The sequence below is a fragment of the Noviluteimonas caseinilytica genome, from assembly GCF_018406605.1.
GTDB lineage: Bacteria > Pseudomonadota > Gammaproteobacteria > Xanthomonadales > Xanthomonadaceae > Noviluteimonas > Noviluteimonas caseinilytica.
Genome location: NZ_AP024545.1, coordinates 2,350,691 through 2,368,541, shown reverse-complemented (window position 1 = coordinate 2,368,541; position 17,851 = coordinate 2,350,691). Strand labels below are relative to the sequence as shown.

At 68.0% G+C, this 17,851-nt stretch carries 14 protein-coding genes; 5 read left to right on the top strand and 9 right to left on the bottom strand.

Annotated features, from left to right (window positions below; genetic code table 11):
* From LYSCAS_RS11520 to LYSCAS_RS11510, 3 genes are all read right to left on the bottom strand, one after another.
* Positions 1 to 1,566: a serine hydrolase gene (locus LYSCAS_RS11520; RefSeq protein WP_213434182.1), complete on the bottom strand. Its 1,566-nt coding sequence runs from the start codon at positions 1,564 to 1,566 to the stop codon at positions 1 to 3.
* Positions 1,567 to 1,644: 78 nt separating this feature from the next.
* Positions 1,645 to 4,542 (bottom strand): TonB-dependent receptor, encoded by a 2,898-nt coding sequence (locus LYSCAS_RS11515; RefSeq protein WP_213434181.1) that lies wholly within the window; start codon positions 4,540 to 4,542, stop codon positions 1,645 to 1,647.
* Positions 4,539 to 6,023, bottom strand: coding sequence for a transglutaminase-like domain-containing protein (locus tag LYSCAS_RS11510; protein ID WP_213434180.1), 1,485 nt, complete (start codon positions 6,021 to 6,023; stop codon positions 4,539 to 4,541). Before LYSCAS_RS11510 ends, LYSCAS_RS11515 begins: the two co-directional genes overlap by 4 nt.
* 198 nt (positions 6,024 to 6,221) lie before the next feature.
* On the opposite strand from LYSCAS_RS11510, the gene LYSCAS_RS11505 reads away from it, so the two are divergent.
* Genes LYSCAS_RS11505 through LYSCAS_RS11490 form a run of 4 tightly spaced genes read left to right on the top strand, consistent with a single transcriptional unit; the run spans position 6,222 to position 10,761 of the window.
* On the top strand, positions 6,222 to 7,370 hold the full coding sequence (locus tag LYSCAS_RS11505; protein ID WP_213434179.1) for a DUF819 family protein: 1,149 nt from the start codon (positions 6,222 to 6,224) through the stop codon (positions 7,368 to 7,370).
* A gap of 14 nt (positions 7,371 to 7,384) precedes the next feature.
* On the top strand, positions 7,385 to 8,797 hold the full coding sequence (locus tag LYSCAS_RS11500) for a C40 family peptidase (RefSeq protein ID WP_213434178.1): 1,413 nt from the start codon (positions 7,385 to 7,387) through the stop codon (positions 8,795 to 8,797).
* A 28-nt stretch (positions 8,798 to 8,825) separates the two neighbouring features.
* Positions 8,826 to 9,923, top strand: a complete 1,098-nt coding sequence (locus LYSCAS_RS11495) for a dipeptide epimerase (RefSeq protein ID WP_213434177.1) — start codon at positions 8,826 to 8,828, stop codon at positions 9,921 to 9,923.
* A 1-nt stretch (position 9,924) separates the two neighbouring features.
* Entirely contained in the window at positions 9,925 to 10,761 is an 837-nt protein-coding gene (locus LYSCAS_RS11490) for a MurR/RpiR family transcriptional regulator (protein ID WP_213434176.1), read from the top strand.
* On the opposite strand, the gene LYSCAS_RS11485 is transcribed toward LYSCAS_RS11490, so the two are convergent.
* The 4 genes from LYSCAS_RS11485 to LYSCAS_RS11470 are packed head-to-tail and all read right to left on the bottom strand — an operon-like array spanning position 10,741 to position 12,624.
* Positions 10,741 to 11,418 carry an aquaporin gene (locus LYSCAS_RS11485; RefSeq protein WP_213434175.1) on the bottom strand — a complete coding sequence of 226 codons (678 nt, stop codon included), beginning with the start codon at positions 11,416 to 11,418 and terminating at the stop codon, positions 10,741 to 10,743. The two genes, LYSCAS_RS11490 and LYSCAS_RS11485, sit on opposite strands and share 21 nt — an antisense overlap.
* On the bottom strand, positions 11,415 to 11,828 hold the full coding sequence (locus LYSCAS_RS11480) for an arsenate reductase ArsC (protein WP_244858527.1): 414 nt from the start codon (positions 11,826 to 11,828) through the stop codon (positions 11,415 to 11,417). Before LYSCAS_RS11480 ends, LYSCAS_RS11485 begins: the two co-directional genes overlap by 4 nt.
* On the bottom strand, positions 11,798 to 12,289 hold the full coding sequence (locus LYSCAS_RS11475; protein WP_213434174.1) for an ArsI/CadI family heavy metal resistance metalloenzyme: 492 nt from the start codon (positions 12,287 to 12,289) through the stop codon (positions 11,798 to 11,800). Before LYSCAS_RS11475 ends, LYSCAS_RS11480 begins: the two co-directional genes overlap by 31 nt.
* Complete coding sequence (locus LYSCAS_RS11470) at positions 12,286 to 12,624, bottom strand: ArsR/SmtB family transcription factor (RefSeq protein ID WP_213434173.1); 339 nt, start codon at positions 12,622 to 12,624, stop codon at positions 12,286 to 12,288. Before LYSCAS_RS11470 ends, LYSCAS_RS11475 begins: the two co-directional genes overlap by 4 nt.
* A gap of 75 nt (positions 12,625 to 12,699) precedes the next feature.
* Between LYSCAS_RS11470 and LYSCAS_RS11465 the strand changes: the two genes are divergently transcribed.
* Complete coding sequence (locus LYSCAS_RS11465) at positions 12,700 to 15,048, top strand: hypothetical protein (protein WP_213434172.1); 2,349 nt, start codon at positions 12,700 to 12,702, stop codon at positions 15,046 to 15,048.
* A 6-nt stretch (positions 15,049 to 15,054) separates the two neighbouring features.
* On the opposite strand, the gene LYSCAS_RS11460 is transcribed toward LYSCAS_RS11465, so the two are convergent.
* Both LYSCAS_RS11460 and LYSCAS_RS11455 read right to left on the bottom strand, forming a co-directional pair.
* A complete protein-coding gene (locus LYSCAS_RS11460) occupies positions 15,055 to 15,483 on the bottom strand; it encodes a GFA family protein (RefSeq protein WP_244858526.1) in 429 nt (142 codons plus the stop codon).
* A 37-nt stretch (positions 15,484 to 15,520) separates the two neighbouring features.
* A complete protein-coding gene (locus LYSCAS_RS11455; protein ID WP_213434171.1) occupies positions 15,521 to 17,818 on the bottom strand; it encodes a PAS domain-containing protein in 2,298 nt (765 codons plus the stop codon).
* Positions 17,819 to 17,851: the final 33 nt, after the last annotated feature.

The window sequence follows — 17,851 nt, the reverse complement described above, 5'->3', positions numbered from 1 at the left end:
TCAGCGCGCGGGGCACTCGCCCGTGCGTTCGAACGCCAGGTCTTCGTAGTCGGAACTGAAGTCGCCGTCGGGATCGACCTTCGCCAGCGTCATCCGCCGCGCGACGCCGTCGCCCTTGAAGTCGACCCAGGCTTCCAGGTCCATGCGGTCTTCGTCCCAGTCGATGCGCCAGCGATCGCCCACCTTCACGATCGTGCCGTGCATCAGCGGCGACTTGTCGGAGACGAACGTCAGGCGATCGCCCGCCGGGCACACGCGCACGACGCCGAACCACGGGTCGCGCCACGTGCCGGTGCGCGTGGCGTCGAACGGCGCGACGACGGGCTTGCGCGCCACCTCCGCTTTTTTCGCCGGCTTCGAAGCCGCCGCGGCGGCCTTCGCTTCCGCATCCAGCTCGTCCGCGTACTGCTTCACCGTCGCGTGCTGCTGCGGCGCAGTGAACTGCTTCAGCAGCGTTTCGCCCAGCACCGTGCGCGCGTCGTCCGCATCGCCGTTGATCATGAAGACGAACCCGCTGCGCTTGTCCGGCAGCAGCATCATCATCGAATACATGCCCGACAAAGTGCCCGTGTGCGACACGGTCCACTGCCCGTCGACATCCGCCATGCGGAAGCCGTAGCCGTACGCATAGACGTGCGTGTTGTCCCAGCGCTTGCGCCGCGCCGACACCGGCATGGGCGTGCGCGCGAGCCACATCTGCTTGCGCTGTTCGGCGGAGAGCCACGGCTTCTGCGCTTCGGTGGGCGCGAGCCAGTTGCCCATCCACGCCAGCATGTCGTCGAGGCTGCAGCGGATGCCGCCGGCGGGCGCGGAGGCGATCGGTTCGACGTGCACCGCATCCGTGTTGTCGCCGACCTTGTAACGCCCGTCTTCCCCGCGCACGTGCGGCTGCGCCACGTTGCCCGTCGCATCGCGATCGAACGCGCCGACGCGGCAGCGCGACAGGTGCAGCGGCGCGAAGATCTCGCGCTGGACCAGTGTTTCGTACGGCGCGCCCCCCGCCGCCGCTGCAACCTGGCCCGCGACCACGTACAGCAGGTTGTCGTACGCATAGCCCGCGCGGAATCCGTACGCCGGCTTGATGTACCCCAGCCCGTGCACGATGTCCTCGCGCGAGAAATGGTTCGGCTCCGGCCACAGCATGAGATCGCCGCCGCCTTCCGGCAGGCCGCTGTTGTGCACGAGCAGGTCGCGCACCAGCATGTGTTCGGTCACCCACGGATCGTGCATCCGGAAGTCCGGCAGGTACTTCACCACCGGATCGTCCCAGTGCAGCTTGCCCTGGTCGACCAGTCTCGCCAGCACGCTGGCCGTCATCGCCTTGCTGTTGGAGGCGATCTTGAAGATCGATTGCGACGTGATCGGCTTGCCGCTGCCGGCTTCCGCTTCGCCGACGGTGCGGGTGTACGTGACCTTGCCGTCCTCGATCACCCCCACCGCCACGCCCGGCAGGTGGTAGCGCGCGACGACGTCGTCGACGATGCGGTCGTACGCGGGATCGGCGGCCCAGGCGTTTCCTGCGAAGACGCCCAGTGCCACGAAGCAGATCGATCGGAATGTGCGCATGGTGTCGAAGGATAGTGGAAAAAAAGCGGCGGCCAGGAAGGCCGCCGGAAGGGGTACCTCAGGACAACGTTGGAGCGATCAGAAGTCGACGGAGACCGTGATCTGGCCGTAGCGGCGGGACTGGTAGCCCGTGCCCTGGCCATAGAACTCGTTGAACGTGCCGAGGCCGTCCTCGAGTTCCAGGTCTTCGTTGACTTCGTTGACGCGTTGCTGGTTGAGCAGGTTGTAGACCGCGAACTTCACGCGCAGGTCGGCGGTGCCGAACGAATGCAGGTACGTCACGTTCGCGCCGAGGTCGTAGGTCCACGGCAGGCGACCCTGGGTGCCGCGCTGGTACAGCGTGAAGTTGCGCGCCGGGCTGGCCGGGCTGCAGTTGGGGGCGCACACGTAGAAGCTGTGGAACTCCGTGGCATCGAACGGGTTGCCGGCGCCGAACGCGCTCACCGGGCGACCGGAACGCGCATCGAGCGTCGCGCCCACCTGCCAGTTGTCGTTGAACGCGTACGTGCCGCGCATCTTGACCTGGTGGCGGCGGTCGTTCGGGAGATACCCGTCGCCGCTGAAGTTCACCCACGGATTGTCGAAGGCTTCGGTGCGGCCCGAGTCGGAGAAGTCGGTGTCGGAATTCACCGGGCCTTCCGCGTTGCCCTCGCTGTACGACAGCGTGTACGACGCATTGAACGCCCAGCGGTTGTCCCACGCGCGATCCAGCTGGAACTCCAGTGCCTTGTACGAGCGGCGCGGCTTCGGCCAACCGGTGATGCCGATGAGGTTCCCGTCCACGTCGTACATCGCCCAGCCCGTCTTCGACGTATCGATGTTCACGAAGGCGTCGTTCTCGCCATCGCAATCGGTGTCGCTGAGGACGGTGAGGTCCTTGCCCGGGTTGGCCATCGCGAAGAAGTCCACTTCGCAGAAGCCGTTCCAGGTGATCTCCATGTCGTCGATGGCGTTGTGCAGCTTGCGGTGGATGCCGCGGATGCCCCACGACCACGCATCGGTCAGCTGCTGCTGGAAGCCCAGGATCAGCTCGTCCTGGTAGACCGGATCCATGTCCGCGTCCACCTCGCCGCGCAGGTCGGCGACCTGGCCGTTGCCCTGCGATTCGTCGACGGGGCCGATCTGCGGCCCGAGGATCGGCGTGTTGTCGGGACCGAAGCCGTTGAACGCGTAGAACGTGCGGCGATCCAGGAACGGACCGGCCTGCTTGATGTTGATGACGTTGGCCACGGGCAGGAAGTAGCGCCCCACGTTGCCGAAGATCTTCATCCGGCCGTCGGCGTGCGGATCGAACGAGAACCCGAAGCGCGGCGCCACCATGTTGTCCATCTTGATGTAGCTGTCGCCGGCCGCGTTCTTGTTGTCGAAGCCTTCCACGCGCACGCCCGCGTTGAGCATCAGCTTGTCGGTGACCTGCCAGTTGTCTTCCAGGTACCAGGCCGAGTTGTCGGTTTCGAACGTGCCCTGGTTGCGGACTTCGCGCGTGCGCACGTAGGCCGTGGTGCCCGGGGGCACCGGCGTGCCGTTGACGCGGCCGCTGCCCGGCACGTTGAACACTTCGTAGCGGAAGCCCGGGCCCGGGTAGCGGCTGTTGTAGTCGCTGGTGTTCTGCTCGTGGTCCAGGCCGAAGCGCAGCAGGTGTTCGCCCAGCTGCCACTCGAAGTCCAGGCGCGCGGCCTTGCGTTCGTCGGTGCGGGAAATGACGGAGGTGTTGGCGGTGCAGCCGATGAAGTCGGAGCTCACCCGGCGGTCCTGCACCAGCGTGCACGCATCGTCGGCCAGGCTGTTGACGTTGGCGTTGCGCTGGTTCTCGCCGTACAGCGCCTTCATCGAGAAGGTGTCGGTGAGGTAGCCGGTGTAGGCCAGCGACCAGTCCTTGCCGCCGGTCTCGTTGAACGAGGTGTTCTCGTAGGTACGGATGCCGGCGTCGTCGACGTTGAACGAGTCGGTGGTCAGCGTGTCGTCGTCGGAGAACGCCAGGAATTCCAGCAGGTGCTTGTCGCTGATCTGCCAGTCGATCTTCGCGCCCCAGAACCCGCTGTTGGAGTCGCCGTCGAAGTAGTTCGAATAGCCGTCGTCGGAATTGCGCGGCTGGTAGTCGCGCGCCTCGTACATGCCGAAGAAGAACAGGCGATCCTTGATCAGCGGGCCGGACGCATAGAGGTTGAGGCTCGTGCGGTCGTATTCGTCGTAGCGCGAGATGCGGCCGACGTGGTCTTCCTGCGTGTCCTGCAGGAAGTCCGGCTCCCAGACCAGCTCGGCGCCGTACTGGAAGTCGTTGGTGCCGGACTTCGTCACCGCGTTGATCACGCCGCCCGTCGTGCGGCCGAACTCGACGGAATAGCCGCCGGTCTTGACCTGGAATTCCTTGAAGAAGGAGAACGGCACCGACGAGAAGCCGACGCGGTTGTAGAAGTCGGTGACGTTCAGGCCGTTGATGTAGACCGCGTTTTCCGCGACCGACGACCCGCCGAACGACACGCCGCCGAACTCGCCGCGCACCAGGCCCGGCGCGAGCAGCGCGACGGAGAGCGCATCGCGCTCCACCGGCAGGCGCTGCAGTTCCTCGGCGGTGATGTTGGTGGCCGATTCGGTCGACGTGGTGTCGATGATCGTGCCGCCGGCGCCGATCACGGTCACCGTATCCAGCGTCGACGCGCTGCCGCCGAGATCGGCGGTGGTCGCGTTGCCGAGGCTCACGTACACCGTGACCGGCGCACCCACCGCCGCTCCGCCCTGGCTCGCCTGCACGGTGTACGTGCCCACGGGCAGGAACGGGAAGCGATAGTTGCCGTCGGCATCCGCCGTGACGGTGCGTTCGAACCCGGTCTGCGGGTTGCGCGCGGTGACGGTGGCGCCCGCGGCCACGTGGCCGACCAGCGCACCATCGGTATTCGCCGCGAGGGCCATCGGCGCCGTGAAGGCCAAGGCCAGCGCGCACCACAACGACGTCCTGCGCATCAACGTGTGCTTCATGTCCCCTCCCGGAGCAATGTCCACTTGAAGTCGTAGTCGAACTGATCGAAGTAGAGGTTCCCGCCGCGCCACTCGGCTTCGCCGCGTTGCGAGTCGACGGTTTCGGATCGGAAGAAATGCTTCGCCTGCGGTGCGGTGGCGTCGAAGAACGGCACGCCCCACTCGTCGTTGAAGGCGATGCGATAGCCATCCAGGCCGCCGAGGTAGAACCACTCGGTGTCCGGGTTGCCTTGCAGGCGCCCGAACGTCACGTCCATCGGCACCCAGCCGTACGGCGCCAGGTACACCTGGCCCCAGTCGTGCAAATTCCAGTAATCGGTGGGCGAGAACATCATCCCCGACTGCCAGCGCGCGGGAATGCCGTTCAGGCGCAGCAGCGTCATCAGCAGCAGCGTCTGCTGGCCGCAGTCGCCGTGGTGCGCGTGCAGGGCGTAATCGGAAATGTTGGGGATCGTCGAATACTCGCGCGCGCCGGCCCACGGGTACTGGTCGTCCACCAGGCGGAAGAGTTTCTGCGCGATGCGGTACGGGTTCTTTTCGTCGCCGACGGTCTCGCGCGAAAGCTGCTTCATCGCATCGGTGAACACGATGTGCGGCGCACGCGCTTGCAGGTACGGCGCGAGTTCGCGGCGCTGCGCATCGGAGAGCGGCACGACCTTCGCTGCATCGATCGGGTGGTACTGCGCTGAGATCGTGACTTCGTACGAGACTTCGAAGGTCGTCGGCTTGCCCTGCACCGCCGGCGCTTCCATGTAGACGGTGCGCTGCAGGGCGGATTCCGGCGCGATGACGTGCGTGCCGGGCGTGCTCGACACGAACCTGATGGCGTCCTGCTGGCCGGGGATCGCGCGCGGATACGGCACCCACGCGCGCACCGTTTCGCCCGCGGGCACCGCGTCGGCTTCGACGGTGAGCGACTGCGTGACGCGGAACCGCTGCGGCAGCACGCTCGTCTTGCCGGTCTTCAACGCTTCGACGCGCGCCTGCGCGTGGTGCGGATGGGCGGATTCGAGCGGGCTGTCGGTGTATTTCGGCGGGGCCTTGCGGCGCGCCAGGGCTTCGGGGCTCAGGCGATACAGGTTCGACGCGCCGCGCGAGAAGTAACGCTTCTCGCCGTCGATCGTCATGTGTTCGAGCTGGTTGCTGCGCTCCCACGCGGCGAACTCATCGTCGCGCAGGTCCGGGACGTTCTCGCGCAACTGCTTGCGGACGTCGGCCTCGGACTTGTTGAAATCCAGGCGGATGCGGCGCATGCGCTCGCGTTCGAAGAGCAAAGCGTCGCGGTCTGAAGCGGAAATGCCCGGGGCCGCGAGGGCGGCATCGATGGCGGTGTTGGCTTGCTTGAAGTCGCCGGCATCGACCAGCGCCACGATGCGGGCGGGGGCCGGCGGCGGGATCTCGCCTTGATACAGGGCCGCCGCCATCGCCGCGCCGCCGCCGAGTACGATCGCCACCAGTGCAAGGGCCAGCCGGCCACGCATGCGGGGAGTGCCCGCTTGCGAAGGTCGGGGGGACATCGAACGGCGGGCCAGTTCGTCCAAGCGCAACCACCCTGTGACGGCATGCGTGCGGCTGTGTAACACGCGTCCGGGGGGCGGTCAATAAATTATTCTTCCAAGCCGACGAACGATGAATATATATTCCGACCACGCCCGGACCCCGGGCCGGATGGGGCGCGCATGATCCACACGGTCTGGCCATACCTGGCGTTGCTGCTGTCGATCGCGGGCCTGTTCCCGATGCTGGAACGGCGCTTCGGCTGGCGGCTGTTCTCGGTCATGCCCCCGATCGTCATGGTCTACCTGTGCGTCACCGGGCTGTCGGTGGCCGGGCTGTGGCAGATCAACCCGGAGATCCAGGGCGCGCAGAAGGCGCTGATCGGCCAGGCGATCCCCGCGATGCTGTTCCTGCTGATGATCAACTGCGACCTGCGGGCGATCTTCGCGCTCGGGCCACGCGTGCTCGCGGTGTTCTTCAGCACGACGCTGTGCCTGTTCGTCGCGTTCATCGCGACGTACCTGATCTTCCGCCACGTGTTGCCGGAGACCGGCTGGCAGCCGCTCGCCGCGTTGAGCGGGTCGTGGGTGGGCGGGTCGGCCAACCTGGTCGCGGTGAAGGAAGCGATCGGCATGTCCGACAACGCGCTCGCGATGGCGCTGTTCACCGATGCGCTGTGCTACTCGGTGTGGGTGGCCGTGCTGTTCTCGGTCGCGCGCCTCGCGCCCGCCTTCAATCGCTGGACGAAGGCGAAGGCCGCCGGCGACATCGTCGCGGCCGTGCCCGCGCCGCGCGGCCCGGTCACGCCGGACGCCGTGCTGCTGTGGCTGGGCCTGGCGCTCGCGGTGGGCGTGGTGTCGAGCTGGATCGCGGGGCTGATCCCCGATTCGGACTTCCTCAGCAAGACCTCGTGGACGATCATCTTCGCGACCGTCGCGGGACTCATCGTCGCGCACACGCCGCTGTCGAAATTCCCCGGCGCCGGCCCGATCGCCAGCGCGCTGCTGATCTTCGTCGTGGCGGTGCTGGCCTCGCAGAGCAATTTCGAAGGCATCGCCGCGGCGCCGTGGTACATCGCGTGCGGCCTGAGCATCCTGCTGATCCACGCCACGCTGCTCGTGCTGATGGCGAAACTCTTCCACTTCGACCTGCACCTGTGCGGCATCTCCTCGCTCGCGCACGTCGGCGGCGTGGCGGCCACGCCCGTGCTGGCCGCTGCGTACTCCCCCGCACTGGTGCCGGTGGGCGTCCTGCTCGCGTTGCTGGGCTATATCCTCGGCACCGGGTTCGGATTGCTGATGGCATCGATCCTGTCGTCGCTCGCTCCCTGATCGTGAGGTCCTCCATGCGCCTTCCGTCCATTCCGCTCGTCGCCGGCCTCGCCCTGGCGATCGCGTGCGCGCCTGCACCGGCGCGCGAACCCGTCCACGCGCTGGTGGTGCCCGCCTCCGGCGTGCCCGGCGTGACGGATGCGCAACTGGATCCGGCGTTCTGGGTGGCGCGCATGGGCGCCGATGCGGATCGCGTGCTGCTGGATGCGAATGCGATCGCCGCCGCCAACGCGCGCATGCAGGCCACCGATCCTTCGCTGTACGACCTGTCCGCCCTGCCCGCGTCGGTGACGAAGGCGCAGGCGAACGAATGGATCACCGATCTTTCCAGCCGCCCGTCGAAACCGCTGTACGACGAACAGCACCGCGCGATTCCCGCGGCAACGATCGACGGCCTCGTCGATGCGCTCGCGCTCGACAAGCTCGCCGATGCGCCGCTCACCTGGGCGCTCGTCGTGCAGCGCGCCTCGCTGCGCACCTTCCCGTCCAACCTGCGCGCGTTCACCAGCGACGACGACACCGACATCGACCGGTTCCAGGAAAGCGGCGTCTTCCCCGGCACGCCGGTGGCGATCGTGCACACCAGCCGCGACGGGCAATGGGCCTTCGTCGTGAGCCAGCGCTATCGCGCGTGGATCGAACGCAAGTTCCTGGCGACCGGCCCGCGCGACAACGTGCTGGCTTACGCCACGAAGTCGCCGTACCGCCTGGTGACCGGCGCGAAGATCCGCACCGTCTACACGCCCGAATTGCCGAAGGCCTCCGAAGTGCTGCTGGAGATGGGCACGCGCCTGCCGCTCGCCGATGCGAAGCCCGACGTGCCGGTCAACGGCCAGCATCCCTACACCTCGCACATCGTCTCGCTGCCGATCCGCGGCGACGACGGCACGTTGCAACTCGCGCCGGCGCTGGTGCCGAAGATCGCCGACACGCAAGCCGCCCCGCTCCCGCTCACGCGCGCCAACATCGTGCGCCAGGGCTTCAAGTTCCTCGGCGAACGCTACGGCTGGGGCCACGATTACGGCGACCGCGACTGCAGCGGCTTCGTGTCGGAGGTGTATGCCAGCCTCGGCATCCTGCTGCCGCGCAACACCAGCGACCAGGCGCGCAGCCCCGCGCTGCGCAAGACGCGCTTCGACGACACGTCCACGCGCGCGCAGCGCGACACCGCCGTCGCCGCGCTGGATGTCGGCGACCTCGTCTACATCCCCGGCCACGTGATGATGGTGATCGGCCGCATCGACGGGCAGCCCTACGTCATCCACGACACCAACGGCGGCAGCATCCTCGGCCCCGACGGGAAGCGCTTCTCGCTGCACCTCAACGCGGTGTCGGTGACGCCGCTGCTGCCGCTGATGTACGACCAGGACCACCGCTACGTCGACCGGATGACCAGCGTCGTCCGCGTTGCCGCGGCGCCCAATTGATTAGCCGCGGACCGACAGGGACCGACCCATGAAGATCACCCGCATCGAATTCGCCATGCTGCGCGTGCCGCTGAAGACGCCGTTCAAGACGGCGCTGCGCACGGTCACGCAGGTGGAAGACGTGATCGTGATGCTGCACACCGACAGCGGCAACATCGGCTACGGCGAAGCGCCGGCCACCGCGGTGATCACCGGCGACACCATCGGCTCGATCGTCGAGGCGATCCGGAACTACATCGCGCCACGCCTGATTGGCCAGGACATCTCGGACCTCAACCGCCTCACGCGCCTCGTGCAGACCGCGATGGAGAAGAACACCAGCGCGAAGGCCGCGGTGGAGATCGCGCTGTACGACCTGTTCGCGCAGCAGTTCGATGCACCGCTGTACCGCGTGCTGGGCGGCGGCGATCCGGTGATCACCACCGACATCACCATCAGCGTCGACACGATCGACAAGATGGTGGCCGATTCGCTGTCGGCGGTGGAACGCGGCTTCGATTCGCTGAAGATCAAGGTGGGCAAGGAAATCGGCGTCGACATCGAACGCGCCAAGGCGATCTACGCCGCGGTGGAAGACCGCGCGCTGCTGCGCCTGGACGCCAACCAGGGCTGGACGGCCAAGCAAGCGGTGCACGCGATCCGCGCGATGGAAGACGCGGGCATCCAGCTCGAACTCGTCGAACAACCCGTCAAGGCCGCGGACCTGGAAGGCCTGCGCTACGTCACCGAACGCGTCACCACGCCGATCATGGCCGACGAAAGCGTGTTCGGCCCCGCGCAGGTGATCGAGCTCATCCGCATGCGCGCCGCCGACATCGTCAACATCAAGCTGATGAAGACCGGCGGCATCTCCAATGCGATCCATATCGCCGACATCGCTGCGCTGCACGGCGTGGAATGCATGATCGGCTGCATGCTCGAGTCCAGCATCAGCGTCGCGGCCGCCGCGCACGTGGCGGTGGCCAAGGCCGACGCGATCACCAAGGTCGACCTCGACGGGCCGTCGCTGCAGCAGTTCAACCCGGTCGAGGGCGGCGTCAACTTCAACGAATCGGAGATCTCGATCCCCGACGCGCCGGGCCTGGGCATCCGCGGCATCCGCGGCCTCGAACCGCTGGCGGGGTGAGATGGATCCCCTGCTGAAAATCCGCGCCGAACGCGAGGGCATGTCCGCGATCGAGCGCCGCATCGCCGACTTCCTGCTGGAGAACGCGCAGCTGCTGCGCGACTACTCCTCGCAGCAGTTGGCCGCGGCGTTGGGCATCAGCCAGTCGAGCGTGGTGAAGTTCAGCCAGAAGCTCGGGTTCCGCGGCTACCCGGACCTGAAGTATTCGATCGCGCAGGCCGCGCGACCCGAAGGCACGCAGGACACCACCACGAACGGACGCACGGAGAAGCCGGAACTGCTTTCCGGCGACCTGTGGCGCCGCAAGTCCGACGCCGAATCCGAAACGCGCGCGATCAATCCGCCGTCGTCGCTGGAATACGTCGCGTCCGTGCTCGATCGCGCGACCACCGTGTTGCTGTACGGCACGGGCGAAGACGCGGACCTGGCGCGCGCCTTCGCGCACCGCCTCGCCCTGCTCGGCATCGTCGCCGTGCACCACAACGATTCCGGGCACCTGGCCGCCAGCATCACCGCGAGCCGCGTCGGCGATGTGTTGATGGCGCTCTCGGCGCAGGGCCGGCAACCGGCGCTGTGCCAGCTCGCGCGCCTGATGCGCGAGCGACCTGGCAAGGTCGTCAGCATCACGCGGCACATCGCCAATCCGCTGCGCGCGCATGCGGACGTCGCGCTGCTGGTGTCGGCGCACGACGAGCGCGCGTACGTCGAACCGCTGCTGCATGCAGCGGGCGTGCAGCACTTGCTGGATCGCGTGTTCGTGCTGTTGTGCGACGGACGCGCGGAGCGGCTGGCGCGGTTCGAAGCGAACCTCGAACGGTTACGCACCCTTTCCGACTGACGCGGGCGCGGGCGACAACCAGGTGGCCACGACGACCGCCAACGCTGCGCCGACCAGTTGCGCCACGATGAATCCACCGACATCCGCCGGCCGGATCCCCGCGAACGATTGCGTCAGCGACCGCGCGATCGTCACCGCCGGATTGGCGAACGACGTGCTCGCCGTGAACCAGTACGCCGCGAAGATGTAGCTCGCCACCAGCGCCGGCACCGCCGCGGGTGCGCGCCGCACACCGAGCAGGATCGTCAGCAGCAGCCCGAACGTCGCCACGCCTTCGCTCAACCACTGCGCCCCGCCCGTGCGCGCATGCGTGCCGGGTTGCAGCAAGGGCTGGTCGAACATCGCGTGCGCGAGCACCACGCCTGCGATCGCCGCGACGCACTGCACGACGATGTAGGCGAGCGCCTCGCCGTTGCGCATCGCACCCGACCACCGCGCCGCCAACGTCACCACCGGATTGAAGTGCGCGCCCGAGATCGGCCCGAGCACCGCGATCAGCACGTAGAGCACACCCGCCGTCGCTGCCGCATTGGCGAGCAACGCGATGCCGGCGTTCCCGTTCGACAACGCCACGCCCATGATCCCGGAGCCCACGACGGTCGCAAGGAGCAACGCAGTGCCCAGGCCTTCGGCCAGCAGACGGCGCGCGAGCGTCACAGCGACGCCAGCAACGCGCGCACGCGCGATTCGATGTCATCGCGCACCGCGCGATAACCAGCGTCGTCCATGTCGCGCGGATCCTGCAGCGCCCAGTCTTCGCGGCGCTTGGCCGGCACCCACGGGCACGCATCGCCGCAGCCCATCGTGACCACCGCATCGAATTCACCGTCGATGTCGTCCAGCGATTTCGACGCATGCGTGGCCAGGTCGTAGCCCCGCTCGGCCATGAAGCGCACCGCTTTCGGATTGATGCGGCCCGACGGCGCGGAACCGGCGCTCATTGCCTCCACCGCGTCGCCGCCATGCATGCGCGCGAACGCCTCCGCCATCTGGCTGCGATTGGAATTCTCGATGCACACGAACAGCACGCGTTTCATCAGCAGCACGCCGAGGCCGGTGCGCAGCAAGCGCCTTCGCCCGCGGCGGGCGCGGGCTGCATCTTCGCCACGTCCGGCGTGCACGCCGCGCCGTCGGTGGCGCAGGCCGAGTCGCCCGCGTAATACGTGGTCGCCTCGCCCATCGTGTGGAAGGTTTCCCAGCGCGTGCCCTGCGGGTCTTCCGTCCACAGCTTGTCCGATCGGGCGTAACAGCAGATGGCCGCGTCCTCCGGCACGACGGTGCCGCCGGCCGCGTCGAGGCGCTGACCAAGCCCGGTGAGTTCTTCGCTGGAGTCCACCTGGATGCCGAGATGGTCGATCCCCGGCGCGCGGCCCGTGTTGGAGATGGCGAAGTTGACGCGCGGCGCGTCGAGCATCCACTTCGCGTAGTCCGGTTTGCGGACGGTCGGCTGCGTGGCGAACAGCTCGGTGTAGAAGCGGATGCTGGCGTCGAGGTCGGCGACGTTGAGGTGCACGTGGAAGCGGCTCATGGCTTGGATCCTTTCTTCGATGGCGCGCATTGGGGAACCGGACCGCAGGCCGCGCCGGCGCAGCAGTTCTCGGTGAGGTAATCGATCAGGGCATTCATGCGCGCGTAGTGCGCGCGGACGCGGATGACGCGGCCGTCGCGTTCGTCCTGCACGAGGTCGGCGGCGCGCAGCACGTTGAGGTGCGCGCTGAGCGTGGCGGGCGGCAGGCCAAGGCGATCGCGAAGTTCGCCGACCGAGAGGCCGTCGGGCCCGGCTTGCACGAGTTCGCGGAAGGCGGCCAGGCGCGAGGCGTGGCTGAGGGCGGTGAGGGCGGCGAGCGCGTGGGGGGTCTGCATGATTCGATAGTTCCGGAATTCTGGAATTGAGTCAATCCTGCTACTTTGCCCACGCCATCGGGCATCGGGGGATGCATGCGCAAGGATCGGGCGTGGGTGGGGCTGGGGATGTTGCTGGCGGTGCAGGTCGCGGCCGCGCAATCGACGGGGTCGGAGCACGCGAAGATCGCTGCATTCCTGGAGCACAGCAGTTCGCAATTCAGCGACATGTTCCAGGTCCAGGGCGGGCAACCGGAGCCGCCATCCTTCGAAGATCGCCTCTACGCCTGGGCCAAGGCCGGCGATGACCTGCCCGCCCTCCAGCGCAAGGCCGCGGGCCAGTACGACCTGTCGCCCGAACTCACGCAACGCCTGCTCGAGCTCACCATCGAACGTGCGGTTCCCACGCGCGAGGATTACAACCCGCCCGCGCTGATCGACAAGTACATCGCGCTCGCGCACGACTTCCCGCGCGACGACACCGTGCTGGTGGAGGCCGGCCGCACCATCGACGAAGGCCACTACGGCGATTGCGACGTCGCGTCGCTGGAACGCTTGCTCGCCGGTCGTCCCGATGCCGACCGCGCGCGCGTGCTGCTGTACGACACCATCGGGTGCGATCCGCTGCTGACGACACGCACGACCTTGCGCGCCGCCGATTCCGGACCGTTCCTCGACCTCGCCGAGCGCGCCTCCGGATTGGAGGGCGAGATGCTGCAGCTCGCCGCGTTGCGCGTCGGCGATGCAAAGGCGCACGCCGACCCCAGCGTGTCCGAAGCGCGGCGCACGAAGCTGCGCGCCCTGCGCATCGGCGAGGAACTCGAGGCCGGCCGCACCGACGAAGCGCTGGCCCTGCTGCCCGAGTCACCGGCCACGCAACCGGCGTTGACCGCCGCCATGGACGACGATCTGCGCCTGGCGCTGGCGGCGGCCCATGCCTTGCGCGGCGACGCCACGCGCGCCCGCGCATGGCGCGCAAGCGTCGCACCTGCGCCAGCGCCGGCGAACGAAGAGGACTACCAGCGCAGGCAGCGCGAAGGCGATGCGTACCTCGCCGGCATGCTCGATCGCTTGCTCGATGCGCCCGCGCGCGAGGATTTCCCGTTCCTGGTGCAGCACTTCCGCGTGGATCCGGCGACCGGCGATGCGTACTACCGCACGTGGGAGGCGGTGTTCGCGCGGCTCGCCCGCGCGCAGGGATATCCGGGCCTGGTGGAGGCTGCCTTCCTGCGCGATCCGGCGGACGAAAAGCGCGAAGCGATCGCCAACTGCCATCGCTGCGCACCGGAACTGCTGGGCGAGATCGACCACGTCGCCGCCACGAATCCCGTTGCCGACAAGACGATCACCAACGCACCCGCGTCTGCCCTGCCCGACGCCGTGCGCGCACGGATGGACGCCGCGCTCGTCGCGACACGCCCCATATGGCGCGAGCAGGCGCTCCCCGTGCCGTTGCGTCGCCTGCATCCGACCGCGACGCAGGACCATGACGAAGCCCGCTTCGCCGGCCCGCCGCAGCGCAAGGCCCCGGCGTGGGCGAAACGACTTCCGGAAGGCGAACTCGTGCGCTGGCAACAGGATGGCGCGCGCATCGTCGCGTTCACGGCCTCGCAGAGCCTGGATCCCACGGGCGAGATCAGCGCCGGCGGTTACTGGGTGAGCGTGTCGCACGACAACGGCGCGCATTTCGATGGGCCGCTGTACACCGGCCTGCGCATGTTCGCGCCCTACGCGGTGCTCCCCGACTCGAAGCTGCCGATGCTCGACGGCGATCGCCTGCAACTGGAAGTCGCCGTGCGCGCGGTGGACAACGAACACATCATGCTGCCGCCGGTCTCGCTGCCCTTCCTCGAACAGCGCGACGATGCCTACGTCGAAGCCACGCTCGACGACCTGGCGCGCGACACCGACGCGGACGGCCTGACCGACCTCGCCGAATGGGCGATGCTGCTCGACGCCGCGCGCGCCGACACCGACGACGACGGCCTGCCCGATGGCCGCGACCCGCTGCCGCAGGTGTCCGCCACCACGCACGCGCGCGGCGCCGACGCGATGGCGCGCGTGCTGCAGGAAATCCTGGGCGACCGCCTCGGCGCCATCGTCACCACCAACGCCACCGACGCCTCGCCCGGCCGCACCTTCGCCCTCGGCGCCGGCACCGATCGCTACAACGCCGCGCGCACCTTGTTCATGCAAGCGCCGCCCGCATGGTTCGCGGGCCTGTCGTTCGACGGCCGCATCGTGGTGCTGGACCCGGCCCAGCGCGAACAGCTGTCGAAGGTGCGCGGCAAGACGTTCGCCACCGAAATCGAAGTCTTCGAAACCAGCCGCGACGGTTCGCAGGCCATCGTGAAATGGACGTCCGGCTGGACCGGCGGCACCTACCTGCTCACGCGCGAGCGCAACGGCTGGAAGCTCGACACGCTCACGCAATGGATTACCTGAGGCGCCTTATTCCGGCAACGTCTCGCCCGACCCACCCAGCTCCTTCGGGAAGTCGCGCATCTTCGGCAAGCCATCGCGCATGCGCAGCACCGTCTCGCCGTAGTTCACGTGCAACGCGGGCTTGAAGTCGAGCGTCGGGATCGTCGCCGCGTACACGTCCATCAAACCGAACGGCGGATGCATCGTCATCAGGTGCCCGCCGCATTCCGTGCAGAACTGCCGGTCGCTGTTTTCCGTCTTCGCGAAATGCCCCACGTGCTCCTGGCCGCGCGTGACTTTCACGTTCTCGGGCTTCCACAACGAGAACGCATTGACCGGCCCGGCCGACCACGACCGGCACGAACTGCAGTGGCAATAGCCCATCGCCTCCGGGCTGCCCGTCACTTCGACCTGCACCGCACCGCAGAAACACGTACCGCTATGGGTCGCACTCATGGCTCGCACCGCTCCTCGCACCGGGGGAATCCCCGGTTCAACGCAGGCCGGCGCCGCTCGCGGACATCGGGCGCGCGATCGCGGCGTCCGCGTTGCGCGCCGCGGCCTGCAACACCTGCTGCAACACCTGGATGTTCGGCGGCTTGACCATGTGGTGGTCGAAGCCCGCATCCAGCGCGCGCTGCCGGTCCGCGGCCTGCGCCCAGCCCGTGAGCGCCACCAGCGTGAGCGGCGCATCGGTCAAGCGTGCGCGCACCGCGCGGGCCAATTCGTAGCCATTCATCTCGGGCATGCCGATGTCGAGCACGGCCACGCTCGGCGTGAAATGTTCGAGCATCGCCAGCGCCTGCGCACCGCTGCGCGCCACGTGCACCTCGGCGCCGAGGATGCGCAGCAACGTGGCCAGCGTGTCGCCCGCATCCGGGTTGTCGTCCACCACCAGCACGCGTTGCGCGCCCAGGTCCACGGGTGCGGGCGCCGGCGCGATCTCCACCGGTGCTGCCTGCGCCAGCGGCACGCGCAACGTGAATTCGCTGCCGCGTCCCAGGCCTTCGCTGCGTGCGTCGAGGCTGCCGCCATGCAGGCGCGCGAGCTGGCGCGACAACGCCAATCCGATGCCGAGCCCGGCCTGGTGGCGATTGCTGTCGCGATCGCCGCGATTGAACATGTCGAAGATGTGCGGCAGCGCACCGGGCGAAATGCCGACGCCGTTGTCGCGCACGCGCACCACCGCATCGTGGCCGTCGCGCTCGGCGCGGATCTCGATGCGCCCGCCGTTTTCGGTGTACTTGGCCGCGTTGTTCAACAGGTTGGCGAGGATCTGCGTGAGGCGCACATCGTCGCCGTCCAGCACCAGGTCGTCGGCCAGGTCGATCACGAGCTCGTGCCTGGCCTGTTCGATGTCGCGCGCGCACGCATCCACGGCATCGCGGACCACGGTGGCCAGCGACACGCGTCCCTTGCGCAACGACAGGTTCGCGCTGTTGAGGCGCGAGATCTCCAGCAGGTCGTCCACCAGGCGCACGAGATGGATGACCTGGCGTTCCATCACGCCGAGCAGGCGCGGATCGGCCACCGCGTTGTCGCCGGCGCGCTTGAGCAATTCGATCGAATTCCGCAGCGGCGCCAGCGGATTGCGCAATTCGTGCGCGAGCGTGGCGAGGAATTCGTCCTTCGCGCGATCGGCCTCGGCCAGGCTGGCGGCCTGGTCGCGGATGGCCTGCTCGGCCGCGTTGCGATCGGTGACGTCGCGCGTGGTGCCGGCCACGGCCACCACTTCGCCGTCGCGATCCAGCACCGGCGCGAAGATGTAGTCGTAGATGCGCCGGCCGTTGGTGCCGGTGAACGGGATTTCGCTGCGGATCGGCGCGCGCGTGGCGATGACCTGCTCGATCTCCGAATCGTGCAGGTCCGCGTGCCACTGCTCGTAGCCCAGGTCCATCCACGTCTTGCCGCGCACGTCGTCCACGCCCCACACCTTCACCAGCGCGGCGTTGGCGTACAGCGCGCGGTGTTCCAGGTCGAAGACGTAGATGAAGTCGGGCGTGCTGTCGAGCGCGGTCTCGTAGATGCGGCGCTGGCGTTCGGCCTGCTCGGCGATGCGCGCGCGTTCTTCCTCGATCGCCTTCTGCGCGGTGACGTCGCGGAAGAACACCGAGATGCCCTGTGCGGCGGGATAGGTCGAGACTTCGAACCAGCGTTCCTGCGCGGGATAGAACGCCGTGAACGACGCGCGGACACGCTCGAACATCGCCGAGTGGTAGCCGCGCTCGAACTCGGTGCCTTCCAGGCCGGGGAACGCTTCCCACAACACGCGCCCCCGCAGGGCGCTCTCCCCGAGGATCCGGTGCGCTTCGGCGTTGACGTAATCGAAGCGCCACTGCCGGTCGAGGGTGAAGAAGCCCTCGCCGATGCTTTCCAGGATGTCGACGGCTTCTTCGGTCGCCGCCACCGCCGCGTCGTTGACGCGATGGATGATGTATTCCACCTCGCCGTGCGCGTCGAGGATCGGCGAGTTGATCGGCAGCCAGTGGCGTTCGACGAACTGGCCGTGTTCGTCGCGGATGTCGTAACGCTGCGGCGCCATCGCGTCCGGCGCGCGCGTGGCCAGCACGCGGAGCAGCGACGCGCGGAGGTTGGACACGCCGTCGGCCTCGATGTCCGGGTTGTCCGGGAACACGTCGAACAACGGCCGCCCGAAGATGGACGGATCGGTGTACGTCACCTGCAGGTAGCCGTGGCTGGCGCCGACGATCGTGAAGGCGGCGTCGGGGCGCAGGATGAGGTACCGGCCGGGAACGAACCGGAAGGCGCGCTGGATATCGTCGTCGTTCAAGGGGCGGGCAGGCAGCGTGCGAAGACGGCGAGG

Coding starts and splice junctions, on each gene's coding strand:
- LYSCAS_RS11520 (WP_213434182.1), bottom strand. CDS start 1,566: ATGCGCACATTCCGATCGATCTGCTTCGTGGCACTGGGCGTCTTCGCA.
- LYSCAS_RS11515 (WP_213434181.1), bottom strand. CDS start 4,542: ATGAAGCACACGTTGATGCGCAGGACGTCGTTGTGGTGCGCGCTGGCC.
- LYSCAS_RS11510 (WP_213434180.1), bottom strand. CDS start 6,023: ATGCGTGGCCGGCTGGCCCTTGCACTGGTGGCGATCGTACTCGGCGGC.
- LYSCAS_RS11505 (WP_213434179.1), top strand. CDS start 6,222: ATGATCCACACGGTCTGGCCATACCTGGCGTTGCTGCTGTCGATCGCG.
- LYSCAS_RS11500 (WP_213434178.1), top strand. CDS start 7,385: ATGCGCCTTCCGTCCATTCCGCTCGTCGCCGGCCTCGCCCTGGCGATC.
- LYSCAS_RS11495 (WP_213434177.1), top strand. CDS start 8,826: ATGAAGATCACCCGCATCGAATTCGCCATGCTGCGCGTGCCGCTGAAG.
- LYSCAS_RS11490 (WP_213434176.1), top strand. CDS start 9,925: ATGGATCCCCTGCTGAAAATCCGCGCCGAACGCGAGGGCATGTCCGCG.
- LYSCAS_RS11475 (WP_213434174.1), bottom strand. CDS start 12,289: ATGAGCCGCTTCCACGTGCACCTCAACGTCGCCGACCTCGACGCCAGC.
- LYSCAS_RS11470 (WP_213434173.1), bottom strand. CDS start 12,624: ATGCAGACCCCCCACGCGCTCGCCGCCCTCACCGCCCTCAGCCACGCC.
- LYSCAS_RS11465 (WP_213434172.1), top strand. CDS start 12,700: ATGCGCAAGGATCGGGCGTGGGTGGGGCTGGGGATGTTGCTGGCGGTG.
- LYSCAS_RS11460 (WP_244858526.1), bottom strand. CDS start 15,483: ATGAGTGCGACCCATAGCGGTACGTGTTTCTGCGGTGCGGTGCAGGTC.